This window comes from Lacibacterium aquatile (assembly GCF_042683105.1).
GTDB classification, from domain to species: Bacteria; Pseudomonadota; Alphaproteobacteria; order Elsterales; family Elsteraceae; genus Lacibacterium; species Lacibacterium aquatile.
In genome coordinates this window covers 574,150-597,775 of record NZ_JBHUIP010000012.1, presented here as the reverse complement: position 1 = coordinate 597,775, position 23,626 = coordinate 574,150, and the positions used below count along the sequence as shown (strand labels likewise).

Annotated in this window: 23 protein-coding genes; 13 read left to right on the top strand and 10 right to left on the bottom strand. The window is 60.9% G+C overall.

What is annotated here, in order from left to right; translation table 11 throughout:
- Window positions 1-487 precede the first annotated feature (487 nt).
- The 9 genes from ACFSM5_RS14415 (at window position 488) to ACFSM5_RS14375 (ending at window position 7,955) form a co-directional block, all read left to right on the top strand.
- Window positions 488-913, top strand: coding sequence for a Ros/MucR family transcriptional regulator (locus ACFSM5_RS14415; RefSeq protein WP_379877132.1), 426 nt, complete (start codon window positions 488-490; stop codon window positions 911-913).
- A gap of 130 nt (window positions 914-1,043) precedes the next feature.
- Complete coding sequence (locus ACFSM5_RS14410; RefSeq protein ID WP_379877305.1) at window positions 1,044-1,481, top strand: Fur family transcriptional regulator; 438 nt, start codon at window positions 1,044-1,046, stop codon at window positions 1,479-1,481.
- An 8-nt stretch (window positions 1,482-1,489) separates the two neighbouring features.
- Complete coding sequence (gene olsB, locus ACFSM5_RS14405) at window positions 1,490-2,323, top strand: l-ornithine N(alpha)-acyltransferase (RefSeq protein WP_379877131.1); 834 nt, start codon at window positions 1,490-1,492, stop codon at window positions 2,321-2,323.
- Window positions 2,324-2,328: 5 nt separating this feature from the next.
- The gene (locus ACFSM5_RS14400; protein ID WP_379877130.1) at window positions 2,329-3,144 is read left to right on the top strand and encodes a lysophospholipid acyltransferase family protein; all 816 of its coding nucleotides are present in this window, start codon (window positions 2,329-2,331) and stop codon (window positions 3,142-3,144) included.
- Between the two features lie 69 nt (window positions 3,145-3,213).
- Window positions 3,214-4,626, top strand: coding sequence for a tRNA (N6-isopentenyl adenosine(37)-C2)-methylthiotransferase MiaB (miaB, locus tag ACFSM5_RS14395; protein WP_379877129.1), 1,413 nt, complete (start codon window positions 3,214-3,216; stop codon window positions 4,624-4,626).
- Window positions 4,623-5,639 carry a PhoH family protein gene (locus ACFSM5_RS14390; protein WP_379877128.1) on the top strand — a complete coding sequence of 339 codons (1,017 nt, stop codon included), beginning with the start codon at window positions 4,623-4,625 and terminating at the stop codon, window positions 5,637-5,639. The genes miaB and ACFSM5_RS14390 overlap by 4 nt, the downstream gene beginning before the upstream one ends.
- Complete coding sequence (gene ybeY, locus ACFSM5_RS14385) at window positions 5,636-6,148, top strand: rRNA maturation RNase YbeY (protein WP_379877127.1); 513 nt, start codon at window positions 5,636-5,638, stop codon at window positions 6,146-6,148. Before ACFSM5_RS14390 ends, ybeY begins: the two co-directional genes overlap by 4 nt.
- Window positions 6,149-6,206: 58 nt before the next feature.
- Complete coding sequence (locus ACFSM5_RS14380; protein ID WP_379877126.1) at window positions 6,207-7,070, top strand: hemolysin family protein; 864 nt, start codon at window positions 6,207-6,209, stop codon at window positions 7,068-7,070.
- A 681-nt stretch (window positions 7,071-7,751) separates the two neighbouring features.
- Window positions 7,752-7,955, top strand: a complete 204-nt coding sequence (locus ACFSM5_RS14375) for a DUF1127 domain-containing protein (protein WP_379877125.1) — start codon at window positions 7,752-7,754, stop codon at window positions 7,953-7,955.
- Window positions 7,956-8,148: 193 nt separating this feature from the next.
- Here the strand turns inward: ACFSM5_RS14375 and ACFSM5_RS14370 are convergent, their stop codons facing one another.
- Window positions 8,149-9,378, bottom strand: coding sequence for a class I SAM-dependent methyltransferase (locus tag ACFSM5_RS14370; protein ID WP_379877124.1), 1,230 nt, complete (start codon window positions 9,376-9,378; stop codon window positions 8,149-8,151).
- A gap of 251 nt (window positions 9,379-9,629) precedes the next feature.
- On the opposite strand from ACFSM5_RS14370, the gene ACFSM5_RS14365 reads away from it, so the two are divergent.
- Window positions 9,630-10,742, top strand: coding sequence for a branched-chain amino acid ABC transporter substrate-binding protein (locus tag ACFSM5_RS14365; RefSeq protein ID WP_379877123.1), 1,113 nt, complete (start codon window positions 9,630-9,632; stop codon window positions 10,740-10,742).
- Between the two features lie 162 nt (window positions 10,743-10,904).
- Here ACFSM5_RS14365 and ACFSM5_RS14360 read toward each other — a convergent pair whose 3' ends face one another.
- On the bottom strand, window positions 10,905-11,459 hold the full coding sequence (locus ACFSM5_RS14360; RefSeq protein WP_379877122.1) for a GNAT family N-acetyltransferase: 555 nt from the start codon (window positions 11,457-11,459) through the stop codon (window positions 10,905-10,907).
- A 91-nt stretch (window positions 11,460-11,550) separates the two neighbouring features.
- Between ACFSM5_RS14360 and ACFSM5_RS14355 the strand changes: the two genes are divergently transcribed.
- Window positions 11,551-12,420, top strand: a complete 870-nt coding sequence (locus ACFSM5_RS14355; RefSeq protein WP_379877121.1) for a metal ABC transporter permease — start codon at window positions 11,551-11,553, stop codon at window positions 12,418-12,420.
- A gap of 385 nt (window positions 12,421-12,805) precedes the next feature.
- Here ACFSM5_RS14355 and ACFSM5_RS14350 read toward each other — a convergent pair whose 3' ends face one another.
- From ACFSM5_RS14350 to ACFSM5_RS14335, 4 genes are all read right to left on the bottom strand, one after another.
- Window positions 12,806-13,066 (bottom strand): hypothetical protein, encoded by a 261-nt coding sequence (locus tag ACFSM5_RS14350; RefSeq protein WP_379877120.1) that lies wholly within the window; start codon window positions 13,064-13,066, stop codon window positions 12,806-12,808.
- 250 nt (window positions 13,067-13,316) lie between these two features.
- Window positions 13,317-15,095 carry an IlvD/Edd family dehydratase gene (locus ACFSM5_RS14345; RefSeq protein ID WP_379877119.1) on the bottom strand — a complete coding sequence of 593 codons (1,779 nt, stop codon included), beginning with the start codon at window positions 15,093-15,095 and terminating at the stop codon, window positions 13,317-13,319.
- A gap of 1 nt (window position 15,096) precedes the next feature.
- On the bottom strand, window positions 15,097-15,717 hold the full coding sequence (locus ACFSM5_RS14340; protein ID WP_379877118.1) for a 2-dehydro-3-deoxy-6-phosphogalactonate aldolase: 621 nt from the start codon (window positions 15,715-15,717) through the stop codon (window positions 15,097-15,099).
- A complete protein-coding gene (locus ACFSM5_RS14335) occupies window positions 15,714-16,571 on the bottom strand; it encodes a 2-dehydro-3-deoxygalactonokinase (RefSeq protein ID WP_379877117.1) in 858 nt (285 codons plus the stop codon). Before ACFSM5_RS14335 ends, ACFSM5_RS14340 begins: the two co-directional genes overlap by 4 nt.
- A 92-nt stretch (window positions 16,572-16,663) precedes the next feature.
- Here ACFSM5_RS14335 and ACFSM5_RS14330 point away from each other — a divergent pair, with 92 nt between their 5' ends.
- A complete protein-coding gene (locus ACFSM5_RS14330; protein WP_379877116.1) occupies window positions 16,664-17,395 on the top strand; it encodes a FadR/GntR family transcriptional regulator in 732 nt (243 codons plus the stop codon).
- Window positions 17,396-17,440: 45 nt separating this feature from the next.
- Here the strand turns inward: ACFSM5_RS14330 and ACFSM5_RS14325 are convergent, their stop codons facing one another.
- Window positions 17,441-18,118: a ribonuclease T2 family protein gene (locus tag ACFSM5_RS14325; RefSeq protein ID WP_379877115.1), complete on the bottom strand. Its 678-nt coding sequence runs from the start codon at window positions 18,116-18,118 to the stop codon at window positions 17,441-17,443.
- Window positions 18,115-18,882 carry a C13 family peptidase gene (locus ACFSM5_RS14320; protein ID WP_379877114.1) on the bottom strand — a complete coding sequence of 256 codons (768 nt, stop codon included), beginning with the start codon at window positions 18,880-18,882 and terminating at the stop codon, window positions 18,115-18,117. The genes ACFSM5_RS14325 and ACFSM5_RS14320 overlap by 4 nt, the downstream gene beginning before the upstream one ends.
- 267 nt (window positions 18,883-19,149) lie before the next feature.
- On the opposite strand from ACFSM5_RS14320, the gene ACFSM5_RS14315 reads away from it, so the two are divergent.
- Complete coding sequence (locus tag ACFSM5_RS14315) at window positions 19,150-21,153, top strand: methyl-accepting chemotaxis protein (RefSeq protein ID WP_379877113.1); 2,004 nt, start codon at window positions 19,150-19,152, stop codon at window positions 21,151-21,153.
- A gap of 160 nt (window positions 21,154-21,313) precedes the next feature.
- Here the strand turns inward: ACFSM5_RS14315 and deoA are convergent, their stop codons facing one another.
- A complete protein-coding gene (gene deoA / locus ACFSM5_RS14310) occupies window positions 21,314-22,639 on the bottom strand; it encodes a thymidine phosphorylase (protein ID WP_379877112.1) in 1,326 nt (441 codons plus the stop codon).
- Between the two features lie 222 nt (window positions 22,640-22,861).
- Window positions 22,862-23,623 (bottom strand): deoxyribose-phosphate aldolase, encoded by a 762-nt coding sequence (gene deoC / locus ACFSM5_RS14305; RefSeq protein ID WP_379877111.1) that lies wholly within the window; start codon window positions 23,621-23,623, stop codon window positions 22,862-22,864.
- Between the last annotated feature and the right edge of the window lie 3 nt (window positions 23,624-23,626).

Here is a 23,626-nt window from a genome sequence, read left to right as displayed (position 1 = left end):
CATGCGAATATTCCGTTATGAATATCTTAAATATAGACGTGGTTAATATATTAGGTTTCCGGAGTGTTTCTGACCGGTCAAGCTCTCGTTTCTTTAATTATGCCTATGCCATGAAGTTATTGTAGTCAAATTTGACGGGAGATCGGTGTTAATACTTTAGGTAAAATGGTTTATCGGGCGAATCTGACATCTAATATTCATTCCGTTTCATTCTATTTTCAAAAAATCGATTCCGGTTTTTTGAGTAAATGAAAATATGAGCAATGCAAAAATCTGATAACGACAGATTGCGTCACAGTTTTCGTGCAGGACAAACAGGGCGAAAGCGCTTTGGTTTTGATGTTGTTAACGATTCGATAAGAATTCAAGATATGCTTAAATTTCTGGGAAATAATTTTTCTTGTTAAAAATACTCATACGATGATTGCCATGCTCAGTCTTCATGACTATATAAGTGGTGTTTGTGGCTTCCAAGGTACTTACCAAAATGACTGATAACGCTGTAACCTCCGATCTTTCCGCAATGACCACTCAGATCGTGGCCGCTTATCTTTCCAAAAATAGTCTGCCACTGAGCGAGTTGCCGAGTCTGATACAGCAAGTTCACTCTGCTTTGACTGGCGTCGGGACCGCTCCCGTTGCTGTGGCAGTTGAGCGTCCGGAACCCGCCGTGCCCGTCAAGAAGTCGGTTACGCCGGATTACATCGTTTGTCTTGAAGACGGTAAGAAGTTGAAGATGCTGAAGCGGCATCTGAAGACTGCCTTCAATATGACGCCGGAACAGTATCGCGAGCGTTGGGGTCTGCCGGCCGATTATCCGATGGTCGCGCCGAACTACGCTGATCAGCGCTCCAAGCTGGCTAAGCAAATCGGCCTCGGCACCAAGCCGCGCCGTGGTGCACAGGCCGCCTAACGGCTTTGGTCGAGGGGCTTTGCTTAAAAGCTTCATCGCTCTTCGCCATTATCGGCTTTGTAGCGTTCCCTCCCATTCGGTATAACTCTTCCGAATGGGAGGACCTGCAATCGTGACCAACGAAACCAGCATGTCCCGTCTGGAGCGTCTTTGCTTTGACCGGGGCCTTAAGATGACCGAGCAGCGCCGCGTGATCGCGCGCGTTCTCTCTGACGCGACCGATCATCCGGACGTCGAACTCCTCTATCGCCGGGCGACGGAGATCGACAGTCGGATCAGCATCGCGACCGTCTATCGCACGGTCCGCCTCTTCGAAGAGGCGAATATCCTCGAGAAGCATGATTTCGGCGATGGCCGCGCGCGCTACGAGGAAGTTCCCGAAGAGCATCACGATCATCTGATCGATATCGATACCGGCAAGGTCATCGAGTTCTCGAATCGTGAGATCGAGGCGTTGCAGCATAAGATCGCCGAGGAATTGGGCTATCGCCTGATCGATCACCGGCTCGAACTCTATGGTGTGCCGCTGGACCGTGATCAGAACGCCAAGCGGGGCAAAGCCCGCTGATGTCATCCATGCACGTCCCTGACAAGGGGCCGCTTGCTGGCGATCTGATCGTCGGCAACATCGAAGTGCGCTTGGCGGCCAACGATGCGGAAATCGTGGCCGCGCAGGAACTGCGCTATCGCATCTTCTATGAGGAGATGGATGCCAGGGCCGATCCGGAGACGGCGGCCAGCAAGCGCGATGTCGACCATTTCGACGCGGTTTGCGACCATCTGCTGGTGGTCGACAATAGCCTTGGCAGCGGACCGGAGTCGATTGTCGGCACCTATCGCCTGATCCGTCGGCCTGCCGCCGATGCCCGCGGCGGTTTCTACTCCAAGGACGAGTACGACATCGGCAATCTGCTGGCGCTCAAGGGCAATCTGCTGGAACTGGGCCGGTCGTGCGTCGATGTGCGCTACCGCAACCGTCCGACCATGCAGTTGCTGTGGCGTGGCATCGCGGCCTATGTCTTCAAGCACGACATCGTTCTGATGTTCGGCTGCGCCAGTCTGCCGGGCACCGATCCAAAAGAGCACGCGCTCGCGCTCTCCTATCTGCATCACTTCCATCCGGCCCCCGAAGCCATTGCGGTCAAGGCTCTGCCCGAGCGCTATGTATCGATGAACCTGATGGCGAAGGAGGAAATCGATCCGCGCAAGGCCCTGGGCGAATTGCCGCCCCTGGTAAAGGGTTATCTGCGTCTGGGTGGTTTCATCGGTGAAGGCGCGGTGATCGACGAGCAGTTCAATACCGTCGACGTCTTCATCATCGTCCAGACCGATCTGGTGACGGACAAATATTTCCAGCACTACTCGCGAACGACCCGTGAAACCCATGTATCCGACGGATCGGGGAGCTAACTGACGTGGAAGGTTTGGGATCCCGGCTGACAGCCGTGGTCAGGTTGGCGCTCTATCTGATCTTCACCTTTGCTCTGATGCCGGTGCAAGTTGTGCTCCTGTATCTCGACGGGCGGGCCAAGGCGCGTTTCCCGGTCTGGTATCATCGCTGCTGCCTGCGGCTGTTTGGCTTCAAGGTGAAGCTGGTGGGCGAGCCGTCCACTTCGCATCCGACGCTCTTCATCTCCAATCACGCCAGCTACCTCGACATCATCGTGCTGTCCGCTTTCCTGGAAGTCAGCTTTGTCGCCAAGACCGAGGTGGCCTCCTGGCCGCTGTTTGGTTGGCTGGCAAAGCTGCAGCGGACGGTTTTTGTCGATCGCAAACGCAACTCGACCGATACCCAGCGCAATGATATCGCCGACCGCCTGAAGGCCGGTGACAATCTGGTGTTGTTCCCGGAAGGGACCAGCGATGACGGCAATCGGGTACTGCCCTTCAAGAGCGCGCTTTTCAGCGTGGCCGAGATCCCGACCGAACCGCCGATGACGATCCAGCCGGTTTCCATCGCCTATACGCGCCTCAACGGCATACCGCTCGGCCGGGCCTTGCGGCCTTTTTATGCGTGGTATGGCGATATGGAGCTCGCGCCCCATCTGTTGAAGGTGGCCGGGATGGGAAATGCCGAGGTGACCTTGGTCTTCCACCCGCCGGTCGCGCTGGCCGATTTTGGCAAGGGCGGCCGCAAGGCACTCGCCGCCCATTGCCACAAGCTGGTGTCCGAGGGGGTGGCGGCGGCCAACTCCGGCCGGGTCGAGGCGTCGGTGCGCGCGGAAGACTGAACGCGCAAACCCTACCGTCGCGGCGTGAAGTCGCGTATTATCGAAGTTGTGTCAGGATCACCGGGGACTATGCCCAAAAAACTTTTTATCCGCACCTACGGCTGCCAGATGAATGTCTATGACTCCGCACGCATGGCGGATGTCCTGGCGCCGCTTGGATATGCTCCGGCAGCAAGCCCGGAAGAAGCGGATATGGTGATCGTCAATACCTGCCATATCCGTGAGAGGGCGTCGGAGAAGACTTTCTCCGAGCTGGGCCGCCTGCGCGATATCAAGGAAGAGAAGGACGGCAAGGTCATCCTGGCTGTCGCGGGCTGTGTTGCCCAGGCCGAAGGCGCCGAGATCATGGCGCGTGCACCCTTCGTCGATATCGTGCTGGGGCCGCAGACCTATCACCGCCTGCCCGAAATGGTGGCGCGTGCCGAGCGTGGCGCTGCCGTCGCTAAGGTTGGCTGGAAGGCGCAGCCGGGCCTCGGCATCCTCGATACCGAATTCCCCATCGAATCGAAATTCGACCATCTGCCCGCCCCCGATACGGTCCATGGGGTGACGGCGTTCCTGGCGATCCAGGAAGGCTGCGACAAGTTCTGCACCTTCTGCGTCGTGCCCTATACCCGCGGGGCAGAGTTCTCCCGCCCGGCCGATAAAATCCTGGAAGAGGCGCGTCGCCTTGTCGCTTTGGGCGCCCGCGAACTCACCCTGCTGGGTCAGAACGTCAATGCCTATCATGGCGAGGGGCCGGACGGATCGACCTGGACCCTGGCCAAGCTTTCCTATGCCCTGGCCGATATTCCGGGGTTGGAGCGCATCCGTTACACCACCTCGCACCCGCGTGACATGGGCGACGATCTGATCGCGGCCCATGGCGCGCTGCCGCAACTGATGCCGTTCCTGCATCTGCCGGTGCAGTCGGGTTCCGACCGGATCCTGCAGATGATGAACCGTCAGCATACGGGCGACGATTACCGCCGTATCGTCGATAAGCTCAAAGCCGTGCGTCCCGATCTGGCGCTTTCGTCCGATTTCATCGTTGGCTTCCCGGGTGAAAGCGACGTGGATTTCGCGGCGACGATGCGGTTGGTCCGGGACATCACCTTCCCGCAGGCTTTCTCCTTTAAATACAGTCCGCGTCCGGGGACGCCTGCGTCCCTATCGGATCATCAGCTGCCCGAAGAGCTGAAGGATGCCCGGCTGGCGGAACTGAACGATCTGCTGCGCGCCCAGAATGCCGCTTTCAACCGGGAGTCGGTGGGCCGGGTTCTGCCCGTGCTGTTCGAGCGTCCGGGCAAACATGACGGTCAGATGATGGGCCGCTCGCCCTATCTGCAGCCTGTCCATGTGCAGGGTGGCCTGGATCTGGTCGGATCGATCCGGATGGTGCGGATCGACCGCGAACATGCCTATTCGCTCACCGGCAGTTTTTATGATGAGTCTGCCGAAGCATCGTCCCTTTCATCGCCACAGCCGAGGGTGACTGCGTGACCGAAACCACCGTCAAAACCCAAGTCGAACCGCTTTACGTGACCTTCGAGGACAACGCGCTGTTGCCGTTGCTCTTTGGTGAACACGACCGGAATCTCGCGCGCATCGAGCAGTTGCTCGAAATCGCCATCGTTCCGCGCGGTAATATGGTGGCAATTTCCGGGGCCTTGGGGCCTGCGCAGATCGCCAAGGATGCGCTCATGGCCCTTTATGGGCGTGCCAAGCGCGGCCGGACCATCGATATGGGCGAAGTCGACGCGGCGGTTCGGATGGCAGAAGCGCCGCCGGCTGAAGGCAGCGGCGGTGGCGGCGAAGGCGAGATTCTGCGCACTCGGCGCAAGACCATCGAGCCGCGGTCGCCGACCCAGCGGACCTATTTCCAGGCCCTGCGCGATTACGAACTTGTGTTCGGCATCGGCCCCGCCGGTACCGGCAAGACCTATCTGGCCGTTGCCAAGGCCGTATCGCTGCTGCTCGAAGGGCGAGTGACACGCCTCATTCTGTCGCGCCCGGCGGTTGAGGCGGGCGAACGCCTCGGCTTTCTGCCCGGCGACATGAAGGACAAGGTCGACCCCTACCTGCGCCCGCTCTATGACGCGCTCTACGACATGATGCCCGCCGATCAGGTGGAAAAGCGTCTTGAGTCGGGCGAGATCGAAGTGGCACCGCTGGCCTTCATGCGTGGCCGCACGCTGGCCAATTCCTTCATCATCCTGGACGAAGCGCAGAACACAACGCCGACCCAGATGAAGATGTTCCTGACCCGTATGGGTGAAGGCAGCCGCATGGCGATTACGGGCGATCTCTCGCAGATCGACTTGCCGCTGGGCGCGCGTTCAGGTCTGAAAGACGCCATCGAGGTGCTGGAAGGCGTGAAGGAGATCTCCTTTGTGCGCTTTAATGAACAGGACATCGTGCGCCACCCGATGGTGACCCGCATCGTCAAGGCCTACAACGCCAAGGACGAACAGCGTCTCGCTATGCCGGGACGACCCGAGGAGCGTGGCGGTTGAGCCTCGACATAGACATAAGCATCGAGGCCGGTCGCTGGGACGATGTTCCCGACGCGACCGGCCTCGTCGACCGCGCGATCCGGGCAGCACTTGCCAAAACGGCGCCGGATCTTGCTGCTGCATCCGTTTCCGTGCTGCTGACCGATGATGCTGCCGTGCGGATTCTGAACCGCGACTGGCGGGGCAAGGACAAGCCGACCAACGTGCTTTCTTTTCCCAGCGACGATCCGCTGGACGCGCCGCTGTCACCCGATATGCCGCCGCCGCAGATCGGCGATATCGCGCTTGCCTATGAAACGGTGTGCCGGGAAGCGGTTGAGCAGCAGAAGCAAATTGCACATCACATTACGCATCTTGTCGTCCATGGTACCCTGCATCTGCTGGGATATGACCATGAAGACGAGGATGAGGCAGAAGATATGGAAGCGACGGAAGCGGTCATCCTGGCCGGTTTCGGGATCGCCAATCCCTATATTCATCCAGAGGAACAGTTGAACGGCCATGAATGACGGACCTGCGTCTAGTCGCGGGCCGGAGCGCAATGCAACGCCACGCTCCGGCCGCTTGATGAATCGCTTTTTGGCCTTGATGGGCCTGCGCAGCGCGGATCAGTCCGTGCGCGAAACCATTGAGGAATTGATCGAGGAAGGGGATGGCGACGAGAACGCCACTCCGATGGAAGCCAGCGAGCGCGAGCTGCTGCGCAATATCCTTGATCTGAAGGGCTCCACCGTCGCCGACGTCATGGTGACCCGGTCCGATATCATTGCCGTGGAAGTATCGCTTCCCTTCGAAGAACTGATCGATGTTCTGCTCGAAGCTGGTCATTCCCGCCTGCCGGTCTATCGCGAGACGCTGGACGATGTCATTGGCATGGTCCATATCAAGGATGTGTTTGCGGCGTCCCGGCGTGGCGAGGCTGTGCCGATCGAAAAATTGATCCGCAAGACCCTGTTCGTCCCGCCCAGCACCACCGTGCTCGACATGTTGGCCCAAATGCGCCTGAAGCGTTGCCATCTCGGCCTTGTGGTCGATGAATATGGTGGCATTGACGGGCTGGTCTCCATCGAGGATCTGATGGAGGAAATCGTCGGCGATATCGAAGACGAACATGACGAGGAAGAGGCCGCTCCCATCGTTGCTCGCGACGAAGCCGGTCGCCTGGTTCTCGATTCGCGAATGCCGCTCGAAGATCTGGAGGCCCACATAGGCACCTTTCTGACCGATGAGGAGCGCGAGCAGGTGGATACCGTCGGCGGTCTGATCTTCTCGCTTGCAGGCGAGGTGCCGACTGTGGGGGCTGTACTGACCCATCCTGACAGCGGCTTCCAGTTCGAAGTCACCGAAGCGGACGGCCGCCGTCTGCAAGGGGTCGTGCTGCGCAATCCGCCCAGTGAAGATACCGAAGCCAGCGCCATCAACGAGTCGTGACGCTCGCCCGGAGGTATGATCTGCGTCGTTGCTACGCTGCTCGGATGCTCACGTACGTAAAGTACGCTCCGCTCCTGTGCGGCTAGGCGCCTAGCATCTCATACCTCCGGCCTTCGCTTCTAAAGCCTAAAACACAACAAACAAGACCTCGTCATTTCTAATAGAACCTCGTCATCCCGCACTTGATGCGGGATCTCGTGTGGCCGAGCCGCGTCGCACGGATTATCCAACTAAAACCCCCACACCTTTCGTCTGTCCGCTCCATGACACTTCCATGGACGCGGCATGCTTTATGCAGTTACGCGCGCCCACGCGCTCGCTACATCGTCTGTTGAACCCCCATTACAGCCATACTGCCGCGACCCCGGTAATTTTCTGTCTGTTTATGTAGCGGCATGAGTGTTTTCTGTGCGTGCGGCGCACCCTTCGTCGGCCGCTGGAAAATGGCCGAATTGCGCCGAATTTGTGTCAGCTTCGCCAGATAAGCCTCTGATTATTAAAGATGCGCTGCCTGCATATCAGGCATCCCATGCGGCGCGCGCGCATCTCCGCTGTCATCGTTGCGCTGCACAATGGGTCGGCGGCGGCGTAGTGTCTGTGTAGCAAAACAACGCGACCCGCCACGGGGCGGTAAGCGAAACCCGGCCGCTGACTGCGGCACTTATCTAGGAGTTACTGACTATGGCCCGCTCGATGACCACCACTGTTGCCTATGCAGCGCCGCGTTTCACGCTGGCAGCGCTGGCCCAAGTGGCCGGTGTCTGGATGCAGCGCGCTCTCGAACGCCGCGCTCTGGCCTCGCTGGATGAACGCCTTCTGGCCGACATCGGCGTGACCCGCGCTGACGCTGCTCTCGAAATGGACAAGCCCTTCTGGCGCGCCTAACTGGCTGGGCCCCCTCCCCGGGGCCTCTGCTGGTAAGCCAACCGGCCTGGTGCTTTTCTCCCAGGTATCCAGGCCCGGTTGTGCCGCTTTGAAGGATCAACTTGCCGTCTCCCTCCCCGGCAAGCTTGCCCGTTCGATAAAACGCCGAGATCCTCCCCGATCTCGGCGTTTTTGTTTTTTGGCGTCTGGCCTCCTAAGCTTTGCGCAACAGCAGCAGATTGATGCCGCCGAGGGCCCGCACCAGGGTTTCGACAATATTCTTCTGCTGGCTCTCGTCGGACCCCTTGCGATCCATGGCGGCGAAAATCTCGCGCCAGCTGGTCTTCCCGTCGATACGGGGCAGAATATGGGGAGATTGGACCGGCAGGGGGCGTTTCAGCGTCTGAACGCCGTCGTTTGCTTCCAGCACCAGACGGGCATTGGCGGCTCTCACGATTTCCGTGCCGCTCATTTTGGGCAGGACCGGAATTGCGTCCAGATCATCGGCGGCGGGCGAGGTGACGGGATTGCCTTTGCGGGCGACGTAAAAGACGTGCGCCGCCGGGCCGCCCGACAGAAGCTCCGCCATGGCCCAGCGCGATTCTTTGGGGAGGGCGGCGAACTGGTTGCGTGCTTCCGTATCGGAAATATAAGACGCGGGATCATAGCGGGCGGGCTCGGCCCAATCGAGCAGCCGCAACTCACTGCCGTCGAGCCATGTCAGAATCTCGCCGACGGTATAAGGCCGGTCGCGGGCATGGAGCAGCAGGTCGAAGACCTCGGCGGCGTCCCCGCTGACATGGCCGCGGACCTGGTGATTGAGGCGCAGCCAGTTTGTCGGCGGCAGCCCGGCGAGGATCTTGCGGGTCAGGGCGACGCGCCTCTGCGGGCTGCCGTCACTGGCGACCTGCCGCAGAATCGCTTGCAGATCATAGACACCGCGCCGTCCTAGGGCGCCATAGACCATCAGGCCCATGCCGCCGTCGGGGGCAAGGACCGACACCAGGGCCGCAAGTCCCTCCTCGGGACTGTCCAGATGATGGAGCACACCGCAGCAATCGATATAGTCGAAGGGGCCGGGCGCTAGGGTCGCAACATCCAGCAGCGAGCCGGTTATGAAGTCCACTTTCAGGCCGCGCGCCGCGATGCGGGCTTCGGCGATCTTCCGCGAGGCGGTCGATTGATCGAGATAGACGATGGTGTCTGCTTCCCGTCCGGCATCTCTCAGGTGCTGGGCCAGCATGACCAGTGCATCGCCGGTGCCCCCGCCTGCCACCAGGAAACGCATCGGCCGGTTGGGGAGCTTGCCCGAGAAGATGTGATGCGTGATCTCATCGAGATGGCTGGGGCTGCCGATGATCAGGCGCCGTTTCTCGTCCTTGGGATCGCGGGACGGGTAGGGGAGTGCCTCATATTGATCGCGGACAGCCTGGTCGATGGACATGGGAACTTAAGCCTCGAAAAGGAAAAACAGCCTTGGAAGCTGCGCACCTTGCCGGTGTGTCGACCAAGCGTCCAGTGCGGAAAAACGATTACGCGTTACGCGGGAAGAAGCGGCGTGAAAAAACGGTGATTGTGGGTCATGGACTTTCCCGTTTCGCTCATGCACGATACGGCCAGTCGTCGCAGGGGTGCCCTATATAATAAGGCTTCAGGAGCAGACTGCGGCGTCGCAACCAAAAGGGAGTTTGGGGAATGAAGAAGTTTGCCTTCGGCGCCGCCGTTGCGCTGGCCGTCTCGGTCAGCTCTGGTGTTGCGCTGGCGCAGGACATTGCTATTGGCGTTGCCGGCCCCTTCACTGGCCCGAACGCAGCGTTCGGCGAGCAGTTGAAGCGTGGCGCTCAGATGGCTATTGATGATCTCAATGCCAAGGGCGGCCTTCTCGGGAAGAAGCTGAAGATCGAACTGGGCGACGATGCTTCCGATCCCCGTCAGGGTGTCTCGGTTGCCAACCAGCTCGCGACCAAGAAGGTGCCGTTTGTCCTCGGTCACTTCAATTCGTCGGTCTCGATCCCGGCCTCTGAAGTCTATGCCGAAGAAGGCATCCTGCAGATCACTCCGGCCTCGACCAATCCGGTCCTGACTGATCGTGGTGCCAAGTTCAGCAACGTCTTCCGCGTTTGCGGTCGTGACGATCAGCAGGGCACCGTTGCCGGCGGCTACATCGCCGACAAGTTCAAGGGCAAGCCGGTCGCTGTCATCCATGACAAGACCACCTATGGCAAGGGCCTGGCCGATGAGACCAAGAAGGCGCTGAACGGCAAGGGTGTGACTGAAGCCATCTACGAAGGCGTCACCGTCGGCGACAAGGATTTCTCGGCTCTCGTCTCGAAGATGAAGGCGGCCAATGTCGAAGTCGTCTATTTCGGCGGTCTGCACAACGAAGCCGGTCTGCTGGTCCGCCAGATGCGCGACCAGGGGATGAAGGCCCAGTTCATGTCGGGCGACGGCATCGATACGGTTGAGTATTGGAGCATCACCGGTCCTGCCGGCGAAGGCACGATCTACACCCAGGCTGGTGACGCTCGTAAGTACCCGACGGCTAAGGCAGTGGTGGACAAGTTCCGTGCTGCTAATTACGACCCGGAAGGCTACACCTTGCTTTCGTATGCTGGTGTCGAAGTCTGGGCCAAGGCCGCTGAAATCGCCAAGTCGACCAAAGCAGAGGATGTTGCCAAGGCACTGCGTGGCAACACCTTCCAGACCGTTATCGGTGAACTGTCCTTCGACGCCAAGGGCGACCTGAAGGCATCGAAGTATACTTGGTGGAAGTTCTCTAACGGTAAGAACGACGAAATCGGTGGTTGATCCCACCCTTCATCGTGTGAGCTAGATGGAAGGCCCCGCTACGGCGGGGCCTTCTTTTTTTGACGACGCTTGGTCAACAGCATGGTCTCCGTTGAGCAAAAAATGCTCAGATCCTCCTATATCTGGCTTGCGCCGAGCTCGGCTTCCTGACGCGTTTGACCTTCAAGCAGGCATCACGGGCTGCGGGTTGTTCAGCGCGGTCATGATGTGATCCCGCCACGCCCCATTGATATAAAGATAGTCGCGGGCATATCCCTCGACCGCGAAGCCCAGGCGCCGCAGCAGGCGGCCGCTGCGCTCGTTGGTCGGAACATAGTTCGCCATGATGCGGTGAAGGCCGACCGTCTCAAACATATGGGTGATGCCCGCCTGCACACCTTCGAACATCAGCCCTTTGCCCTCAGCCTCGCCATCCAGTCCATAGCCGAGATAACAGGCGAGGAAGGGGCCGCGGAAGATTTGCGAGAAATTCACGGTGCCGATAACCCGGTCCGGCGCCTGATGCTGGAAGATTAGGAAGCGCGTAGCGGTGCCGCGCGTAATCTCGGCCTCCTGATCGGCCAGCAGCCGTTGCCAATGGGCAAGGGTGTAATAGGCATCGCTCCGGGATGGTTCCCAGGGGGCGAGGTGGGCTTTGTTGCGTGCGGCATAATCCAGCAATGCCGCGGCATCTGCCGTGCTGGGAGAGCGTAGGATCAGTCGCTCGGTTTCGATCATCGCTTTTTCTCTCCGGCCGTTTCTTATCTGCGGGGCAGATATTCCATAAGCTTGGCTCGCCAGTCGATCTGTTATGGTGTAACAAATCGCCATGTTCGCCGAGATTTTGATCGATCCTTTCCTGGATTTCGCCTTCATGCGCCGCGCGCTCATCGCTTGCGTGGCGCTGGCCTTGGGCTGCGGTCCTGTTGGAACCCTACTGATCCTGCGCCGGATGAGCCTTGTTGGCGACGCCATGAGCCACGCGGTTCTGCCGGGGGCGGCGGTTGGTTTTCTGTTCGCGGGGCTGTCGCTCTGGGCTATGGGCCTGGGCGGCTTCGTTGCAGGCATCCTGGTGGCGCTGACCGCCGGGTTCGTCACGCGGGTGACCGGCCAGCGCGAGGATGCGAGTTTCGCGGCCTTCTACCTCATCTCGCTGGCGGTCGGGGTGATGATCGTCTCCTCCCGGGGATCGAACGTCGACCTGATCCATGTGCTGTTCGGGACTGTGCTGGCAGTCGATGATGCGGCCTTGCTGCTGGTTGCGGGGATTGCCAGCGTGACGCTGCTGGCCCTGGCGGTGATCTATCGCCCGCTGCTCGTCGAATGTTTCGATCCTGGCTTCTTGAAAGCCATCGGCAGTCAGGGCGCGATCTATCACAGCATCTTCCTAGTGCTGGTCGTGATGAATCTGGTGGCCGGTTTTCAGGCGCTGGGAACCTTGATGGCGGTCGGCCTGATGATGTTGCCAGCGGCGGCGGCGAAATTCTGGGCACGATCGATTATGGGGTTGGCCCTGACCAGCGTGTTGCTGGCCACGGTGTCGGGGTATCTCGGACTTGTGCTGTCGTTCCACTATGATCTGCAATCTGGCCCCGCGATCATCCTTGCGGCGGGTGGCGCCTACCTTGTTTCCTTGATCGCTGGTCCGAAAGACGGATTGTTGCGCAGATTCTTCCCCGTGCGTCATCTTCGGGCGTAGTTGCCGTCATTTTGCATTGCAGCAGTTAGCGGCGCTCCAAAAATGCCCCTGTTTCGTCTCATATGTAACGGTATGACATATTTACGAAACAAACTGAAAGCGCCACCTTTGTAAGCGAACTGCGTAAAGCTTCAGCAGTACTCCCAGGGAAATTCCCAAAAATTTGAGGTATATAAGGGGGATAGCGATTGAGCTTTGCGTGACTGGCAAGGTTCGCATGCTGGCTATGCGCGTTTCGCAGAACGATTCCTATTGCGCATCTGTAGTCGAGTTTCATATATTGCATTGCATCATCGCTTCGATGATGGTCCGCTTCCGCGGACGTTTCCTCCCTAAACTCGGGCCGCGCTTCGTGTGCGGCCTTTTTTTTGCGCGGAATCCGGCTTTACGCAAACGTAAAGCGGCGGACCCGGTTTCCCAAGATCCGCCGCTTTGCCTGAAACGTTTGAGAATATGTAGTGGGGAAACGGACGTCCTCCCGTGGCTCGACCGCGGGATCTCCAAGCCTTTCCGTTTTTGTCGTCATCCCGGTGCTCGACACCGGGATCTCCTCCGGGAGCTTGTCCCCCTGAACCTCGTCATCCTCGGGCTTGACCCGAGGATCCATCTTTAAGCTGCCCGCGTAGAGCTGGAGTTCGGCAACCATCCTGGATCCTCGGGTCAAGCCCGAGGATGACGAGTCTTCTGAAGGAAACGCCCCCGGAGGAGACCCCGGGATCAAGTCCCGGGGTGACGAGGTTTTTTTTAACTGGCCTCAAGCAGCGAAGCGATAGGCCGACACAAAAGCTTCCTCAAGCAGCGAAGCGATAGGCCGACACAAAAGCTTCCTCAAGCAGCGAAGCGATAGGCCGACACAAAAGCTTCCTCAAGCAGCGAAGCGATAGGCCGACACAAAGTTAATGCGAATGCCGGGGCGTGCCGTTGGCGACCACATGCTGATAGGCGGTGGCCATCTCCATGCAGCCGCCGGTCGACAGTTGCCCCACCGTTTCGCGATGGATCTGCTGCCAGGGCGTCTGATGGGCCGGATATGACGACGCCGGGTTCTTGCGACGCTCCGCCAGTTCAGCCTCGGACAACTGCACATCGACTTTGCGGGTATTGAGGTCGACGCGGATCTTGTCGCCGGTCTTCAGCAGGGCAAGACCGCCGCCGACGGCGCTTTCCGGGGAAACATTGAGGATCGAGGGGCTGGCCGAGGTGCCGCTCTGGCGTCCGTCGCCCAGGGTCGGCAGGGCGGTGATGCCGCGTTTGATCAGATGATCGGGCGGCTGCATGTTGACGACTTCCGCCGAGCCCGGATAGCCGACCGGGCCTGCGCCGCGGATCACCAGGATGCAATGTTCGTCGATGTTCAGGGCGGGATCATTGATCCGCTTGTGATAATCCTCCGGCCCATCGAACACGATGGCGCGCGCAACGAAAGCATCGAGATCGCCGGGGGTGGAGAGGTAGCGCTTGCGGAAATCCGGTCCGATCACGCTGGTCTTCATCACGGCGCTATCGAAGATATTGCCCGACAGCACGATGAAGCCCGCCTCCAGCATCATCGGCTTGTCGTAGGGGCGGATGACGTCGGTGTCTTCGATCTCCACATCGGCCAGGAAATCGGCCGTCGTCTTGCCGGTGACGGTGACGGTGGTGCCATGGAGCTTCCCGGCGCTTAAGAGTTCCTTCATGACGGCGGGGATGCCGCCGGCCCGATGGAAACCTTCGCCCAGATAATGGCCAGCGGGCTGGCAGTTCACCAGCAGCGGGATGGGATGGCCGACGCGCTGCCAGTCTTCCAGGGTCAGATCGACGCCTGCATGGCGCGCAATGGCGATCAGATGCGGCGGGCAGTTGGTGGAAGCGCCACAGGCGGCGGCGACCGCGATGGCGTTTTCGAAGGCAGCCTTGGTCATGATCTTCGACGGGGTGAGATCTTCCCAGACCATATCGACGATGCGCTTGCCGGTGAGATAGGCCATCTGGGCGCGCTCGCGATAGGGCGCGGGGATGGAGGCGCAGCGCGGCAGCGACATGCCCAGGGCTTCGGCCACCGAATTCATCGAGAGGGCGGTGCCCATGGTATTGCAGTGACCGACCGACGGGGCGGAGGAGGCGGCGGCCTCCAGGAACTCTTCCTCGTTGATCTCGCCGGCGGCAAGCTGTCGACGGCTGTCCCAGATCACCATGCCGGAGCCGGCAAGCTTGCCGCGCCAATGACCGTCCAGCATCGGACCGCCCGACAGCACGATGGCGGGGATATTGGCAGTCGCGGCGGCCATCAGGCAGGCCGGTGTGGTCTTGTCGCAGCCGGTGGTCAGCACGACGCCATCCAGCGGATAGCCGTGCAGTACTTCGACCAGCCCCAGATAGGCGAGGTTACGGTCGAGGGCTGCGGTGGGGCGGCGGCCGGTTTCCTGGATCGGGTGAACCGGGAACTCCAGCGGGATACCGCCCATTTCGCGGATGCCGTCGCGGACGCGGGCGGCAAGCTCGATATGGTGGCGGTTGCAGGGCGACAGGTCGCTGCCGGTCTGGGCGATGCCGATGATCGGCTTGCCGGACTGCAGTTCCTCACGGGTGAGGCCATAGTTCAGATAGCGCTCCAGATAGAGCGCGGTCATGCCCGGATCTTCGGAATTGGCGAACCATTCGCGGCTACGGAGCTGATCTTTTGTGCGGGTCATCTTATTTCTCCGTCCAGGCGGTCGCGAAGGCATGGGCCTTCATCGCGACCATTTCTGCAAATTGTCCAGGCTGATAGAGCGCGCCACCCAGGCCGAAACCGGCGGCGCCCGCTGCGCGATAGTCCTTCATGCGGTCCGGCGTGATGCCGCCGACCGGGAAGACAGGGATATGTTTCGGAATGACCGCCATCATGCCCTTCAGTACGGCAGGCGAGGCTGCTTCGGCCGGGAACAGCTTCAACCCGTCCGCGCCCGCCTTGATCGCGGCGAAGGCTTCGCTGGGGGTGAAGAAGCCGGGCAGGGCGTAGAGCCCCTTGGCCTTGGCGGCGCGGATCACGTCGACATCCGTATGGGGGCTGACCATCAAGGTCGCGCCGGTGGCGGCCAACTCATTGACCTGCTCCACCGTGGTCACCGTGCCTGCGCCGATCAGGCATTTATCGCCGAAACGCTTCACCAGGCGCGCAATGCTGTCGAACGGATCGGGGCTGTTCAACGGCACCTCGATCGCGCGGAAGCCGGACACGGTCAGCATCGCCGTGATGTCTTCCACCTCGCCCGGCTTGACGCCGCGCAGGATCGCCACCAGCGGCAGCGCTCCCATTTTCTCCAGCAAACTCACCCTTCTCTCCCGTACAGTCTTTGTCCGATGGCCCACAGGCCCTTGGCGGCGGCATCCGCCCCGTCGATGGATTGCGCAGTGCGCCCGAAGACGCTCAATCCTGCCTGATAGCGTTTTGTCAGGGCCGGAGTCGCGATCAGATAGACCGGACCGTCTCCCGGTTCGCTGGCGATCTCGGTCCCGATCAGCAGGCCCGACAGATAGCTCGCAAGGCCGCTCGCCGGAACTTTCTCAAATAGACCGTAGCTGCGGGCGGTAAAGAGCGTGCGGCCCAGGGCCGGGTCGGCCTTGGCGGTAGCGACACCGGCCAGGAAAGCGCCCTCATCCTCGCCATCGCCTTCCATCAGACGCCCCAGGATCGAATGCTGGCGCAACACGGCATAAAGCTCGCCGGTCATATGGGTCGCGAAATCGACGATCCGACCCCCTACGACCCTGACCCATTTCGAATGGGTGCCGGGGGTGCAGATCAGCCCATCCTGAATGCCGGTTCCCAGAATCTGTGTCTCCTCGCCCCGCATGACATCGGGGCGGACGGTGGACACGCCGGGGACGATATGGCCGCTGAAGCCCGGCAGATCGATGCAAGCGGCGGCGATTTCATCGGCACCGGCAGGGGCAGGGCAATAGGGCGCTTCGATCCAGCCCTGACGGCTGCCGATCATGCCGGACAGCAACAGCGGCGACCCATCGAGCCAACTGCCGATCTCTCCCTGCAGTGCCTCGGCGAACTTGCCGCCCTCGACCGTCAGAATGCCGCGCGCGGCACTGTGAGTCGCAAGAAGGCTGCCGTCTTCAGCAAAGCGGAAGGCGCGAAAGGAGCTGGTTCCCCAGTCGATGCCGATCAATCTCATTGTCCCCATCGGACTTATCGTTTAAGTGCGCTTCAGGACTTTATCAGATTATTGTATGATGAATAGAGTGATCGTTGGAGAATCCGAGGCCGATGACGCAGACAGCCGCCCGCCGTACCTATTCCAAACGCAGCCTTCACGGGCAGGTGGCGCATGATCTCGGCCGCCGGATCATCGGTGGCAGCTATCCCGAGGGTAGTCTGCTGCCGAACGAGGAGGAGCTGTCGACCGAGCTTGATGTCAGCCGCACGGCCCTGCGCGAAGCGATCAAGGTCCTGACCGCCAAGGGGCTGATCGTCAGCCGCCCCAAGATCGGCACCAAGGTCCGTCCGCGTGGCGACTGGAACATGCTGGATCCCGACGTTCTGGAATGGACCATCCAGACCAGCGACCTCACGGTCTTTTCCCGCAAGCTGATCGAGATGCGCGACATGATCGAACCGGCAGCGGCCGGGCTGGCGGCCCGCAACCATCGCCCCGAACAGGCGGTGGAACTGGTCGAGGCCTATCGCGCCATGGATGCCTCCCAGACCCATCAGGATTGGTCGGCGGCGGATCTGCGCTTCCATCAGGCGATGCTGAGCGCGACCGGGAATGAACTGGTGGGGGCGCTTGGTACGCTGATCGAAACGGCGCTGATCACCAGTTTCGACTATTCGGCCCGCCATGCGAGGAAGCCGAAGGAAAGCCTGATCCTGCACCGGGATGTGCTGGACGCCATCCTATCCCGCGACCCGGCCGCGGCGACCCAGGCGATGGAGGTGCTGCTGACAGACGCCCGTGAAGCCATTGACCGCATCGCGGCGGCCCAGGCGGGGAGTTGATGCCTCAAGTAGGGCAAAGCCCGGTAGGCGAACACAAAAGCCCTTCTAGTTCGCCGCATCGATCCCGATGACCCGGTCGCGCTGATCCGCGCACTTCAGGCTGTCCCGTCGTCCAGGCGCCAGCTCCAGCCGGTCGGTGCGGGCAAGCCGGATGCGGATTTCCTCAAGATCACCGCTCTTGGTGAGCTTCAGGCTGATGGCATGGGAGGCCGTGGCGCCGAAGTCCGCGATCAGGGTGCGGCATAGGTCGGCGTAACTGATTTTACCGCCTGCATGCTCGGCGATCAATTGGCGCAGGTTCAGACGGTTCACCTGCCGCACCAGATCCGCCGCATTCCGGTAGTAGTTGGCGGCGTCGAGGCCGGAGCAACTGCCGTGTTTCACCCACTCGTGCCGCTCCAGATACGAGCGGCTGCCCGGCATCACATCCTTCAGACTATCGACCAGTTGAGGATCCAGCGCGGGCAGGTTTTCCCAGCGCCGGGCCTTGTCGTCGCGTCTCTGTTCCTCCGGGATCCCGCAATAATCCCCAGCCTGCGGCCAGAGGCCGTGCAGCACCAGGTTCTGGGCAAAATACTGCCCGCGCTGGACCGCGCATTCCGGCTTCCTGCGTCCGGCCGTTTCGCAGAACTGTGGCTGCCAGCTCAAGGCCAGCACAAACACTTCCGCCCGCACGGACAGCCCGGGCAGCAGGAACAGCAGCAGAAGCGCGGCAAGTCTCATGGATGGGGAACGGGTAGGTTCTTGGCGGCGCTCCCGACGAAGATCTGCGGTTCAGAGGCGTCCCGGCGTGGTCCTTCCCGGCGCGAGATGCATTCCTTGGCGCGGTCGAACAGGACCGTCCAAGTGGCGGAATCGCTCCAGTTCTGCAGGATGCAGCCGTCGAAATAATTATAGGTTTCTTCGAACGAACAGCCGAAGGAGGAGCGGTCGGGCCGGGCGGCGGCCAGGATCACGCGGTTGGGCTTGCGCAGGCTCTGCGTCACCATGGAAGCGCCGAAGCAGGCGGAGATCACGATGGCGGCCGGTCGCTCGCCACAGACCTGATCCGCCATGACCGCCAGATCGCCTGCCGTCAGAATCCCAAGGTTGCGAGGGTCTTTGACATATTCGACAAACCCCTCCGGGTTGCCGTGGGAGGTGACATAGAGCAGGCAAGCGCTCTGCTCACCCGACGGGGCTTTTGCCAGCAGGTTCCGGGGATTGAAGCTGCCTCCCGGCTGCCCCTCGACCGGTGCCCCTTCGGCCTTATAGGCTGTGGCGCTGACGCCCCCATCCTTAAGGGTCTTCTGGAAGTCGGTCACGAAACGGTCGAAGACGGGATGCTCATCGCTGCCCGCCAGGAGAACTGCATACCAGTTCAACCCTTTGGCCGTGATCGCGGTCGGTGGAGCCTTCGATGAATTACCCTGTGCCTCGGCACCTGTCGTCAGCGGATTGGCGGCCAGCAGCAGGCCAATAAGCGTGGCGTATTTTGAAAGCCCCATATCCCTGTCTCCCTGGCTGAAACGCAGGATGGGCGCCCCCCGGCGGGCTTGCAAGCCCGATGATTGTGGGGAGTCTGTCTGTGTAATCTATAGTTGATGAGGTCTGCGGATATTACGCTTGTATAAATATAAATTAAATCACGCATAACATTTTGTAATAAATGACAAGATGATATAAATATACTTTACCTGTGCATCTTTATAGGGTCCGACGGGCATAGGTTTTGCTAAAAATACTGAAAATCATTTCCGCGCGAGGGATGCGCCATGCCGGTAAAATTCAAGTTCTTCGGTGCCAGAGAACGGGCGAGTATCCGTTATCTTCTAGGTCTCCGTTTTGAAAAAATTGTTCATCTGGAACGGTTTGTGGCGGTTTCCCAGACGGTTACGGCCATCAGCCAGTTGATCCATGAACTGCAACGGGAACGGGGAACATCTAACCTTTTCCTGAAAGCTGCGAATACTCAAACTGCTGAAAGGCTTGCACAGCAAACGCGCAAATGCACCGAGCTGCGCCAAACCCTTTTGGTATCCTTCCGGGGCATAGACCGTCTGGAGTTCGGATCAGTACTGGTCTCTGCTGTTTCCTTGGCAGTGAAAGGTCTGCATCGTCTGGACGAATGGCGCGGCAAGGTGAAGCAGCGTGCAATCACGCCTGCCGAATCGACGTCTGCCTACAGCGACGTTATCGCCACTCTCTTGACCGTCGTGCAGGCGGCGACGGATATCCGGACCGACCGCGCGATGTCTCATGTGCTGCTGGCCTATTATAATCTGATGCAGGGCAAAGAGTTCGCGGGGCAGGAGCGTGCTATGGGGGCTGCTGCCTTCTCTGCCGGTCGGTTCGAACCCAGCCAGCATCGTCGCCTGCTATACTTGGTGCAGGCACAGGATCGTACTCTGGCCGAGGTCAGACGTTTTGCTACCGATGGGCAGGTCGAGCAGCTCGACAAGCTGTTGTCCAACGGGCCGATTGAGCGCATCGAAGCGATGAGGGAGGTCGCACGTCAGGGAGGACTGACCGGCGATCTGCAGGGGATCCAGGGGACGGACTGGTTCGATCTCACCAGCCAGAGGATCGACGCCCTCAAGGTGGCGGAGGATCGCTTTGCGGAGGATCTGACGCGCCTCTGTGAAACGGCGCTGACCGATGCGCGCAAACTCCTGCAGGGGGATCTTGGGGTTCCCGATTTTCAGCCTGGCCTTGGTCAGCGTCTCTACATCTGGATCTGCCGCCGTCAACTGATCGCCGCCGAACAACGGCGACGTTCGCTATTTCCCCTGATCCGTGGAGTGGCGGCGGATACGTCGGTGTCCCAGGGGCCGCTGATTTCCCTCGTGGCCCGTTTTTATCGCGAGGGGGATGGGGAGGAGAGTTTCCTGGCCGCCTATCAGGAAAGCGAGCGGCGTGCCCGCGAACAACGCCATCAGGCACTGGAGGACGCGATCCATGATATCGGGGCGACCACCGATTCCGTCCTGACCGCCCTTAATGATGCCTCTGCCAGCATGCAGGGCAGCGCCCGACGGATGTCGGACAATGCCGTCGCCACCAGCGCGCGCTCGGCCCATATGGGAACAGCTGCCCAGGATGCATTGTCGGCTGTCAGTGGCATGACCCGTGCGGCCGAAGAATTGGCCTCGGCCATCGACGAGGTCAATCGGCATGCGGGGGAGTCTCTGAAGGTGGCGGAGGAAGCGGTGTCCCAATCCGACGCGACCCAGACCGCGATGACCGAACTGTCGGAAGCGGCGGGCCAGATCGACAAGGTGACGGATCTGATCCGAACCATTGCCGCCCAGACCAATCTGCTGGCCCTGAATGCCACCATCGAGGCGGCACGGGCGGGTGAGGCGGGGCGGGGATTCGCGGTGGTGGCTGGTGAGGTAAAGAATCTCGCCGGGCAGACCGGGCGCGCGACAGAGGATATCGATCAGCAGATTTCGACGATCCAGACCGCCTTTGCCGCCGCTATTCCCGCTATCGAAGCGGTTGGTCGACGCATCTCTTCGATCAACGAGATCGTTACCCGGACCGCGGCGGCCCTGGCCCAGCAACAGGCAGCGACGACGCGCATCACGGAAAACCTGCGGCAGGTCGAGGCCCGTATGACTTCGGTGAACGATGGCGCCGATGCGGTGAACGCTGCAGCTGGCGATACTGGCTCGGCTGCCGATCAGGTGCTGGTCGCGGCTGAAAGCCTGACCAGCATTTCGGGGGAGTTGAGAACGAGTTTGGATAGCTTTATCGCGACGTTAAGGGCGGCGTAATTTTCAATAGTCCGTCACCCCGGGACTTGATCCCGGGGCCTCCTCCGGGGGCGTTTCGAACAAACAAAAACCTTGTCATCCCGGCTCGGAGGCCGGGATGACAGCGAGAGTGGGGACAGGGTCCCGCAGGAGATCCCGTGGTCAAGCCACGGGATGATCGCTAAGCCCCCAGCACCTCGGCCACTACCGGGCCGGGGGCGGGTGCGGCGGCGCCGACGGTGAAGGCGGCATCCAGCATCATCTGGACGCGTTGCACCTGAGCCTCGTCGCGGGCATGGACGATGGCGAGTGGCCGGTTCGGGCCGACCTCGGCCCCCAGACCCGCGATATCGGTCAGGCCGACCGCATGGTCGATGGCATCGGCCGACCGGGTGCGCCCGCCGCCCATGGCCACCACGGCCAGCCCAACGGCACGGGTATCGATGGCGGAGACGAATCCGGTCTTCGATGCCGTGATGGCTTTGACGATGGGGGCCTTGCCCAGGTGCTTGTCGTAATTCTGGACAAAGTCGGCAGGTCCGCCCAGGGCGGTGACCATCTGGGCAAACTTCTCCGTCGCCTTTCCGGACGAAAGACTGTCTTCGACGGCCTGGGCGGCGGCTTCATCGCTGTCGAACAGGCTGGTGACCCGCAACATGGCGACTGCCAGGGCCTTGGTGACTTCATGCAGGCGCTTCTCACGCTTGGTGCCAGTCAGATATTCGACCGCCTCGCGCATTTCGACCGCATTGCCTGCCGTCCAGCCCAGCACTTCGTTCATGTCGGTCAGCAGGGCGCGCGTCGGCACGCCCGCGCCGGTCGCGACCTTGACGATGCTGTCGGCCAGCTCGCGCGAACGATCCAGCGGACCCATGAAGGAGCCGGAACCGAACTTCACATCCATCACGAGGGCGTCGAGCCCTGCGGCCAGCTTCTTGGAGAGGATGGAAGCGGTGATGAGCGGGATCGATTCCACCGTTGCCGTCACATCGCGGATGCCATAGAGGCGCTTGTCGGCGGGGGCCATCTTGGCCGTCTGGCCGATGATCGCGCAGCCGACTTCCTTGGTGACCTTGACGAACAGGTCGGGCGAGGGGGCGGTGTTATAGCCGGGGATGCTGTCGAACTTATCGAGCGTGCCGCCGGTATGGCCGAGGCCGCGACCGGAGATCATCGGCACCGCGCCGCCGCAGGCAGCCACGATGGGGGCCAGCATCAGGCTCACCTTGTCGCCGACACCGCCGGTCGAATGTTTGTCGACCACGGGGGCATCCAGGTCGAACTGCTGCCAGTTCAGCACGTCGCCGCTGTCGCGCATGGCGGCGGTAAAGGCGATCCGTTCGGGCATCGCCATGCCCTGGAAATAGACCGCCATGGCGAAAGCGCCGACCTGCTCGTCGGCAAGGCTGCCATCGGTCAGGCCCTTCACCAGGAAGCGCAGCTCATCGGGCGTCAATGCCCCGCCGTCACGCTTCTTACGGATCAGTTCTTGCGGCAGATAGGTCATGGAAAGCTCCCAGAGGAGGAATTAAAACGGATCGTCATCATTTCCCGTCGTCATCCCGGTGCTCGACACCGGGATCCCCTCCGTGGGAGTTTCCAGGGTGTCTCGGCGGAATTGGACAAGCTCCCGGAGGAGATCCCCCGATCAAGTCGGGGGATGACGACAAAGCGAGAAAAGCTGGAGATCCCGGGCTCCAGTCCCGGGATGACGACGAGACGAGAAACTCTAATACCCCGACGCTGCACCCGGCACCGCCGGTGCATGCCCGAGCGTCCGCAGCAGGTCGTCCAGCAGGCCCGAGGCGCCGAAGCGGAAGGTTTCCGGGCTTGCCCAGCCTTCGCCCATGATCTCGTCGGCCAGCGCCAGATAGGCCCCGGCGTCACCCGCCGTGCGCACACCGCCCGACGCCTTGAAGCCCACTTCCGGGTCCATGTCGTGGATGACTTCCAGCATGGTGCGGGCAGCGGCCAGTGTCGCGCCGACCTTGGTCTTGCCGGTCGAGGTTTTCAGGAAATCGGCCCCCGACAGGATGGCGGCTTCCGAGGCTTCGCGGATGGCAGCCGTGGTCTGCAGTTCGCCCGTCTCCAGGATCACTTTCAGCAGCACGCCATGGGCGCAGCTCTGACGGGCGGCGGCCACGATATCGCGGGCATAGGTGCGCTTCCCGGCCAGGAACTGCTGGTAGGGGAAAACCAGATCGATCTCGTCCGCGCCATTGGCAATCGCTGCCTTGATGTCGCTTTCGATCACCTTGCGGTCTTCGGATCCGCTGGGGAAATTCACCACGGTGGCGAGGCCCAGGCGCTGGTCCAGGATCGGATTGGCATAGGCGACAAACCGCTGCCAGATGCAGACGGCCGCCACATGGCCCGCGGGCGTCACTGCCTTGCGGGCCAGCTCGTTGATCGTTTCCTCGGTATCGCCATCATTCAGCGACGTCAGGTCCAGCAGCGGCAGGGCCCGCGCTGCGATCTCCGGAATGTTCATGGT

Excerpts from the sequence above, each read along its gene's own strand:
- ACFSM5_RS14415 (WP_379877132.1), top strand. The coding sequence starts at position 488 with ATGACTGATAACGCTGTAACCTCCGATCTTTCCGCAATGACCACTCAG.
- ACFSM5_RS14410 (WP_379877305.1), top strand. The coding sequence starts at position 1,044 with ATGTCCCGTCTGGAGCGTCTTTGCTTTGACCGGGGCCTTAAGATGACC.
- olsB (WP_379877131.1), top strand. The coding sequence starts at position 1,490 with ATGCACGTCCCTGACAAGGGGCCGCTTGCTGGCGATCTGATCGTCGGC.
- miaB (WP_379877129.1), top strand. The coding sequence starts at position 3,214 with ATGCCCAAAAAACTTTTTATCCGCACCTACGGCTGCCAGATGAATGTC.
- ACFSM5_RS14380 (WP_379877126.1), top strand. The coding sequence starts at position 6,207 with ATGAATCGCTTTTTGGCCTTGATGGGCCTGCGCAGCGCGGATCAGTCC.
- ACFSM5_RS14375 (WP_379877125.1), top strand. The coding sequence starts at position 7,752 with ATGGCCCGCTCGATGACCACCACTGTTGCCTATGCAGCGCCGCGTTTC.
- ACFSM5_RS14370 (WP_379877124.1), bottom strand. The coding sequence starts at position 9,378 with ATGTCCATCGACCAGGCTGTCCGCGATCAATATGAGGCACTCCCCTAC.
- ACFSM5_RS14365 (WP_379877123.1), top strand. The coding sequence starts at position 9,630 with ATGAAGAAGTTTGCCTTCGGCGCCGCCGTTGCGCTGGCCGTCTCGGTC.
- ACFSM5_RS14360 (WP_379877122.1), bottom strand. The coding sequence starts at position 11,459 with ATGATCGAAACCGAGCGACTGATCCTACGCTCTCCCAGCACGGCAGAT.
- ACFSM5_RS14355 (WP_379877121.1), top strand. The coding sequence starts at position 11,551 with ATGTTCGCCGAGATTTTGATCGATCCTTTCCTGGATTTCGCCTTCATG.
- ACFSM5_RS14350 (WP_379877120.1), bottom strand. The coding sequence starts at position 13,066 with ATGGTTGCCGAACTCCAGCTCTACGCGGGCAGCTTAAAGATGGATCCT.
- ACFSM5_RS14345 (WP_379877119.1), bottom strand. The coding sequence starts at position 15,095 with ATGACCCGCACAAAAGATCAGCTCCGTAGCCGCGAATGGTTCGCCAAT.
- ACFSM5_RS14335 (WP_379877117.1), bottom strand. The coding sequence starts at position 16,571 with ATGAGATTGATCGGCATCGACTGGGGAACCAGCTCCTTTCGCGCCTTC.
- ACFSM5_RS14330 (WP_379877116.1), top strand. The coding sequence starts at position 16,664 with ATGACGCAGACAGCCGCCCGCCGTACCTATTCCAAACGCAGCCTTCAC.
- ACFSM5_RS14325 (WP_379877115.1), bottom strand. The coding sequence starts at position 18,118 with ATGAGACTTGCCGCGCTTCTGCTGCTGTTCCTGCTGCCCGGGCTGTCC.
- ACFSM5_RS14320 (WP_379877114.1), bottom strand. The coding sequence starts at position 18,882 with ATGGGGCTTTCAAAATACGCCACGCTTATTGGCCTGCTGCTGGCCGCC.
- ACFSM5_RS14315 (WP_379877113.1), top strand. The coding sequence starts at position 19,150 with ATGCCGGTAAAATTCAAGTTCTTCGGTGCCAGAGAACGGGCGAGTATC.
- deoA (WP_379877112.1), bottom strand. The coding sequence starts at position 22,639 with ATGACCTATCTGCCGCAAGAACTGATCCGTAAGAAGCGTGACGGCGGG.
- deoC (WP_379877111.1), bottom strand. The coding sequence starts at position 23,623 with ATGAACATTCCGGAGATCGCAGCGCGGGCCCTGCCGCTGCTGGACCTG.